General features: G+C 56.3%; 5 protein-coding genes and 1 pseudogene. All 6 read left to right on the plus strand.

All coding sequences use genetic code 11. The features are described 5' to 3' along the window. Positions 1-2: 2 nt before the first annotated feature. Positions 3-4,223 carry an RHS repeat-associated core domain-containing protein gene (locus ACW4TB_RS04850; RefSeq protein WP_279933720.1) on the plus strand — a complete coding sequence of 1,407 codons (4,221 nt, stop codon included), beginning with the start codon at positions 3-5 and terminating at the stop codon, positions 4,221-4,223. A 14-nt stretch (positions 4,224-4,237) separates the two neighbouring features. Beyond that, a complete protein-coding gene (locus ACW4TB_RS04855; RefSeq protein WP_279933721.1) occupies positions 4,238-4,729 on the plus strand; it encodes an SMI1/KNR4 family protein in 492 nt (163 codons plus the stop codon). Between the two features lie 229 nt (positions 4,730-4,958). Continuing rightward, on the plus strand, positions 4,959-5,315 hold the full coding sequence (locus ACW4TB_RS04860; protein ID WP_347882144.1) for a hypothetical protein: 357 nt from the start codon (positions 4,959-4,961) through the stop codon (positions 5,313-5,315). Continuing rightward, complete coding sequence (locus tag ACW4TB_RS04865; protein ID WP_455842893.1) at positions 5,240-6,007, plus strand: RHS repeat-associated core domain-containing protein; 768 nt, start codon at positions 5,240-5,242, stop codon at positions 6,005-6,007. Before ACW4TB_RS04860 ends, ACW4TB_RS04865 begins: the two co-directional genes overlap by 76 nt. A gap of 2 nt (positions 6,008-6,009) precedes the next feature. Beyond that, positions 6,010-6,537, plus strand: coding sequence for an SMI1/KNR4 family protein (locus tag ACW4TB_RS04870; RefSeq protein WP_279933722.1), 528 nt, complete (start codon positions 6,010-6,012; stop codon positions 6,535-6,537). Between the two features lie 247 nt (positions 6,538-6,784). Continuing rightward, positions 6,785-7,677: pseudogene (locus ACW4TB_RS04875) on the plus strand (hypothetical protein); the annotation flags it as partial.

The following is a 7,677-nucleotide window of genomic DNA, read 5'->3' on the forward strand; positions in this document are numbered from 1 at the left end:
TCATGTTCGAAGCGGCCAGGTTCGGCGACGATATTTCGCACACTAGCGCTCTGGGGGGCTTCCTGATCGGGGCTGCCCTGGGCATCGCGCTGGTGGCCACGGTGGCCATCGCCACCTTCACCTGCGGGTTCGGCGTGGCCTTGCTCGCCGGCATGGCGGCCGGTATCGGAGGCAGCTTGCTGACCGCGGCCGGGGAGGCGATAGGCAGTATGTTCTCATCCCCCTCAGGGACGATAACCACTGCCTCACCCAACGTCTTCATCAACAGCCGCAAGGCCGCGCGGGTCGAGAAAAGCATCGGTGCCTGTGACAAGCACCCAGGGCCCGTACAGATCGCCGAAGGCTCGACCAACGTCTTCATCAACAGCGTGGCGGCGGCCCGCAAGGGCGACAAGTTGACCTGCGGCGCGACCATCTCCGGCGGCTCGGACAACGTCATCATCGGCGGGGGTACATTCCGCTATCTGCCGGTGGACGACGAAATCCCCAAATGGCTGCGCACGACCGTAGACGTGCTGATGGCCGTCGCCGGTGCCGCCGGCGGTATCGCCCAGCTGATCAAGGCCGGCACCCAGGCCGGCATGAAAGCCGTCATGCCCTGCGCCCTGAAGTTCACCGCAGGCTTTGTAGCCGGCGAAGTCGCCAGCCGCTACGTAGTTGAACCGGTAGCGCAGCGGGCCATGGGCGCCCTGACCGGTAACCCGGTAGACCTGACCACCGGCCGCAAACTCATCCCCGACGAAATCGACTTCAGCCTGCCCGGCCTGATGCCCATCGAGTGGTCGCGTTTCTACGCCAGCGACCTGACGGTCGACAGCGTGCTCGGCCGCGGCTGGGTACTGCCGTGGGAACAAAGCCTGCGCCGCAAGGGCAGCTTCATCTACCTCACCGACAACCAGGGCCGCGAAGTCCCGTTCGTCTCGCTGCAGCCGGGCGAACGCATCTACAACCCGCACGAGCAGGTGTACTTGGTGTGCACCGAGGGCGGCCACTACATTCTGCAGACGCTGGACAACCTGTTCTTCTACTTCGGCGAAGTGCCAGACACCGACACCGACGTGCCGCTGCAGCGCATCGAAAACGCCCTCGGCCACTTCCTGCACTTCACTCGCACCGCCGAAGGCACGCTGACCGACATCAGCGCCACCGGCGGCACCCGCGTGCACCTGCACTACGACCACCCGCTGGGCCGGCTGACCGACATCAAGCGGGTAGTGAGCAACGAAGCGGTCGAAACCCTGGCTCAATACCGCTACGACGAACACGGCCAGCTCAGCACGGTGATCAACCGCAACGGCGACACCGTGCGCAGCTTCAGCTACGCCGACGGCGTAATGGCAAGCCACAGCAATGCCCTGGGCCTGACCTGCCATTACCGTTGGGAAACCCTCGACGGCCAGCCCCGCGTGGTCGAGCACTGGACCAGCGACGGCGAACACTTCCATTTCCGCTACGACTTCGCCCAGCGCATCAGCTGGGCCACGGACGTACTCGGCCGCAAGCTGGAGGTGCAGTACAACGCCGACCACCGCGTCATCGCCAGCCGAGACTACGGCGGCGAGCGCTACGCCATCGACCTGGACGATTTCGGCAACATGGTCGGCCTGACCCTGCCGGACGGCAACCAGTTGGGCTTCAAGTACGACGAATACGCCCGCCTGCTCGAAGAGACCGACCCGCTGGGCCGCACCATCGCCTACGAATACCACCACCTGACCACCCTGGTAACCAAGGTCACCTACCCGGACGGCAGCACCTGGCAGGCGCGCTACGACGACAAGGGCAACCTGCTCGCCGAAACCGATGCGCTGGGCCAGATGACCGAGTACCTCAACGGCGAAGATGGTTTGCCGCATACCATCATCGATGCGACGTACAAGTCCAAGTACCTGTGGTGGAACACCCTTGCCCAGGTCGAGCGCTATCAGGACTGTTCGGGTAAAAACACCTATTACCGCTACGACGACCGCCAGCACCTGGTGGCCGTGACGGATGCGCTGCACCAGACCACCACGCTGGAACGCAAACCGGACGGGGAGGTGGTCAAGGTCAACCATCCGGACGGCACGGCGGAAACCTTCACCTACAACCCTTACGGCCAGGTGCTGACGCACACCGATGGCAAAGGCCAGACCACGCGCCTGCTGCGCACGGCACGCGGACTGCCGAGCAGCCGGCAGGATGCCAAAGGGCAGCGGATTCGCTACGAGTACGACAAGGCCATACGCCTTACCGCGCTGGTCAACGAGAACAACGCGACGTACAGCTTTGCTTACGATGCCTCGGATCGGCTGGTGGAAGAAGTGCGGGTGGACAACCTGACGCGACGCTTCACCTACAACGACGGCGGCCATCTGACCCGGCTGGATGAAATTGGCTACGGTGAGAACGGTGAACAGCCGCAACGCGAAACGCTGTTCGAGCGCGACCCCATTGGCCGGCTGATGGCCAAGCTCAACCGTGATGCCCGTCAGGATTATGCATACGACGAAGTCGACCGGTTGTTGAGCATTCAGCGGCAACCCAGCGGCATCGGCAAACAACTCGGCATCACCGAAGAAAAACTCGAATACGCCTATGACCTGCTGGGGCGACTGACCCAGGAAATCACCCCACAAGGCGTACTCGGCTACGAATACGACCCACTGAGCAACCTGACCACGCTGACCTTGCCAGACGGGCGCAAGGTCAACCACCTGTACTACGGCAGCGGGCACCTGCACCAGCTGAACCTGGACGGCCAGATCATCAGCGACATGGAGCGCGATGACCTGCACCGCGAGGTGTATCGCACGCAGGGCAAGCTCACCAGTTGCTTTGGCTACGACGCCATGGGGCGCAAGGCATGGCAGTTTGCTTCGACCCTGCCGGCGGAAAAGCTGTCGCAAGTGCAGAACCCCGGCATCAACACCTCACTGCTGGTGGAGCACGCTTACAACCCGATTCACCGTCGCTACCAGTACGATCCGGCAGGTGAACTGGTACGCACCCTCGACAAATTGCGTGGCGAAATCAAGTACGAGTACGAAGCCAACGGCCAGTTGCACAGCCGCGATACCGGGTCACTGGTTGGCAGCGAAGAGTTCCGCTACGACCCGGCCGCCAACCGCCTGGACTTCAATGCGCGGCAGTTGGAGAAGGTCAAGGACAACCGCATCAAGCGCTGGCGGGATCAGGAGTACCGCTACGACCCGTGGGGCAACCTGATCGAGAAGCGCTCGGGGCATAGCAAGCTTCAGAGTTTTGCCTATGACTGTGAGAACCGGCTGGTGCGTGCCGAAACGCTGGTCAACGGCAAGCTGGAAAGCACTGGCTCGTATCGCTATGACAGCCTGGGTCGACGGGTAGCCAAGCAGTCGGAAATCAACGGCATCACGGAGCAGAAGCGCTTCCTCTGGCAAGGACTGAGGATGCTGCGTGAGGAGACGCCGGGGCAGAGCATTCTGTATCTCTATGAGCCAGGTAGCTATGCACCGTTAGCGCGGGTTGACCAGGCGGAAGGGGAAGAGCAGAAGATCTATTACTTCCATACCGATCAGATTGGTACGCCGCTGGAGCTGACTGATAGTCAGGGCGAGATTGTCTGGCAGGCGACGTATCGGTCTTGGGGGGCGATTGAGCAGCTTGCCGTCCATGAGGTTGATCAGTACCTGCGGTTTCAAGGGCAGTACTTCGATAACGAGACAGGGCTGCACTACAATACCTTCAGATACTATGATGCTGAGAATGGTCGATTCGTTACTCAAGATCCAATCGCACTGTTAGGTGGAGTTAACCTTTATCAGTACGCTCCAAATCCCTGTGTTTGGATTGATCCGTGGGGATGGGCATACAAAGGGGTCGATTTTACTGGGTCTCCTGACTTGTTCCCTGTAAGCGGGAATCAGAAAAATATCGTGACCATAACCATGCAAGGTTCAAGGGGGCGTGATTTTACACAAGCGTTCAAAGAGGCAGGAATCAAGAGTTCAAACCCTGCTGTCGATGATTATACATGGCACCATGTAGATGACTTTGATCCCAATACCGGAAAGACGACGATGCAGCTGGTAAAAACTTCAGCGCACGAAGCGACATTCCCTCACGGCGGGTCAGTATCTCAATTCGAAAAACACTTCGGATTGCGTTCGGGAGAATATGGCAAGTCAGAGGCCATTGCGATTTCTCAGGACAAAGGATGGCTAAAAGGTAGAGCGCCAAAAGCAAATGCTGCGACGTGTTAATTTGAGAGGATAATATGCTGCAAGTGAAACTTTCAAGGTCTGAGCGAGAAGTTGATCATAATGATTTGGATCGCCTGGAAGCTCAGCTTTCTGCTCGATTGCCAAGTTCTTTTAAACAATTTTTTTTAGCTAATAATGGTGGGGTATCGGATAGAGACTGGTGGGACAGTGGCGACGATTATGACCCTGTTCGGGTCAAGAGGTTTAAAGCTATTGCTCCTTCTGGAGTTGCAGATGAATTGGAGACTAAATATATCGGGGGCTGCTATTTGGCGATGACCGGTCGACAAGTTATACCTGTCACCATTTTGCCCTTCGCCATCGATGATGGTGGCAACTTTTTTTGTCTCGATTTAGTAGAAGGTTGTGTATGTTTTTTTGCCGTGGATGGTTTTGATCCTAATTTGTCAGCTGCCGAGAATCACGTGAGAGCCTATCGCTGGCTAACAAGCTCTTTCGAGTTATTTGTATCGGGCCTCAAAGACGAGTCGGAAGTTGATTTGTAGTGAGTGATCTCAGTCGGCCGAAGGGTTAATCACTTTGAATGCTGTCTAACGGACTCTCAAGCTTCCTGATCTTTAAAAAAAAGTTAAATTTAGGGAGGGGTGCTTCGCCCCTTTCTGAGTAACCACATAGTACCCACAATTATACCCGGGTGGGCGATCACCGCTGCGTAATCGCTAGCCCGACTACGGCGGCGAGCGCTACGCCATCGCGCTGGACGAATACGGCAACATGGTCGGCCTGACCCTGCCGGACGGCAACCAGCTGCACTTCAAGTACGACGAATACGCCCGCCTGCTCGAAGAGACCGACCCGCTGGGCCGCACCATCGCCTACGAATACCATCACCTGACCACCCTGGTAACCAAAGTCACCTACCCGGACGGCAGCACCTGGCAGGCGCGCTACGACGACAAGGGCAACCTGCTCGCCGAAACCGATGCCCTGGGCCACCTGACCGAGTACCCCAATGGCGAAGAGGTTTGCCGCATAGCTATGCGCCGTTGGCGCGGGTGGATCAGGCGGAAGGGGAAGAACAGAAGATCTATTACTTCCATACCGATCAGATTGGTACGCCGCTGGAGCTGACTGATAGTCAGGGCGAGATTGTCTGGCAGGCGACGTATCGTTCGTGGGGAGCGATTGAGAGTCTTGTTGTCAATGAGGTTGATCAAAACCTGCGATTCCAAGGTCAGTATCAAGACGATGAGACGGGGCTGCGCTATGCTACTTTTCGATATTATGATAGCGAGTCGGGGCGATTCATCACGCAAGACCCTATTGGATTATTAGGCGGCTGGAATCTATATAATTACGCCGCTAATCCGCTGGTGTGGGTCGACCCTCTCGGGTTGAGTAACTGCGGCATTAAATACGGAGCGCTGGATCGATTAGGTCGCCCCACTGGAGTAAAAGCGCGACTGGATGCAAGTTATATCAATAAAGGTACACATGCGAATCCTGGTATACAGCCTCCAGGGTTCATTACCGGCGCAGGCTCAAACAGGGCTTGCGGCCACTTATTGGGCCGTCAGCTAGGCGGCTCAGGAGATGATGTCAGAAACCTAATTACTATCCAGCAGCGACCGGCTAATACACCTGTTATGAGTGCAGTTGAGGGGCGGATTCGTAAGGCTTTGGAGCAGGGTCAGATTGTGGATGTTAATATAGCACCGATTTACCATGGTCCCTCTAGGATTCCAGCCGGGATTACAATCAAGGCGGAGGGGTCGGGGGGGCTTTTTGAGCATGTTACAGTACTTAATCCTCCTGGGATGTGATTATGTCAATAAATAACCTTCTTGCAGTATTGACGCCTCCTGCCACACCTAATGAAGCGGGTGCAGGGAAGCAGTGGCCAATGATTGATGGGATGTTTTTCCCTTCGGACTATGTTGAGTTCATAAATGTATATGGATCAGGGAGAATAGCGGATTTCTTGGTTGTATTTAATCCCTTTAGTCAAAATGAATCCATTAATTTTTTTGATCAGTTTGGGGTGGTCTTAGGTGACTTTAATGATTTGGTAGCGTCTGATAGTGATTATTTTAACTATCCTCTTTATCCTGTAGAGAACGGGCTGATTCCGGTAGGTGTTACGGATAATGGAGATTACATTTTTTGGGTTGTGACCTCGAAGCAAAATAGCGACGAGTGGCAAGTGGCGATTATTGCCTCTAGGTCGCCAGAAATTGAATATTTTAAAGATAATTTGACTGCCGTGCTTGAGGGGTTGCTCATAGGTCGATTAAGTTCGAGCTCACTACCCAGTGGTTTTGCTTCCGCCGGCATTCGTTTCGATATTATTTAGCATGTTGGTCATGCGGCGTAATGGTAGAGAGTTAGCGAGCCATTACATGGTGCAGTGCGCGCTTTCGGATCAGTCGTGTAGGCCTATTTTGACTGCTGCAATTTTTTTGCTGATTGCTCTCTAACAATTTAGGGTAAAAAAGGGGGCTCTTTTTAGGCCCCCGATCTTAAATGTTGAATTTTATGGTAGAGACTTAGGTTTCACTCAGAAAATCCATCTGGTCCGCACCGTAGGCGGCCACTACCTGTTGCAGACCCTGGACAATGTGTTCTTCTATTTCGGTGAGGTACCGGACGATAACACCGCCGTACCGCTGTACCGCCTGGAAAATGCGCTGGGTCACTACCTGCATTTCACCCGTGATGCCGATCAGCGCCTGACCGATATCAGCGCGCCCGGCAGTGTGCGGGTGCACCTGCATTACGAGCACCCCCTCGGTCGCCTGACCGAAGTCAAACGCATCGTCGACCAGCAAGCCGTGGAAACCCTGGTGCGCTACCGCTATGACGACAGCGGCCAACTGACTGAAGTCATCAACCGTAACGGTGATTCGGTCCGACAGTTCCATTACGCCGAAGGCCTGATGGTTCGCCACAGCAATGCCCTTGGCCTGATCTGCGAATACCGGTGGCAAACCCAGAACGACAAATCCCGCGTTGTCGAACACTGGACCAGTGACGGCGAGCATTACCATTTCCGCTACGACTTCGCCCAGCGCACGAGCTGGGCAACGGATGTGCTGGGCCGAGAGCTGGAGATTCACTACAACGAAGACCACCGCGTCGTCGCCAGCCGCGACTTTGGCGGCGAGCGCTACGGCATGGACTTCGATGCGTCCGGCAACATCATCGGCTTCACCTTGCCGGACGGCAATCGCCTTGGGCTCAAGTACGATGACTTTGGCAGGCTCGTCGAGGAAACCGATCCACTGGGCCGCAAGATCAGCTACAAACACCACCTCGCCACGCCACTGGTAACTGAAACCCGCTTCCCCGATGGCAGCATCTGGAAGTCTCGTTACGACGGCAAAGGCAATCTGATTGCCGAGATCGACCCACTTGGCCACAAGACCGAGTACCTCAACGGTGAGGATGGCCTGCCGCACACGATCATCGATGCGAACTTCAAGTCCAAGTACCT

This window comes from Lelliottia jeotgali, from assembly GCF_977070485.1.

Bases quoted from the DNA above. Each gene is read 5' to 3' on its own strand.
- ACW4TB_RS04850 (WP_279933720.1), top strand. From the start codon at position 3: ATGTTCGAAGCGGCCAGGTTCGGCGACGATATTTCGCACACTAGCGCT.
- ACW4TB_RS04855 (WP_279933721.1), top strand. From the start codon at position 4,238: ATGCTGCAAGTGAAACTTTCAAGGTCTGAGCGAGAAGTTGATCATAAT.
- ACW4TB_RS04860 (WP_347882144.1), top strand. From the start codon at position 4,959: ATGGTCGGCCTGACCCTGCCGGACGGCAACCAGCTGCACTTCAAGTAC.
- ACW4TB_RS04870 (WP_279933722.1), top strand. From the start codon at position 6,010: ATGTCAATAAATAACCTTCTTGCAGTATTGACGCCTCCTGCCACACCT.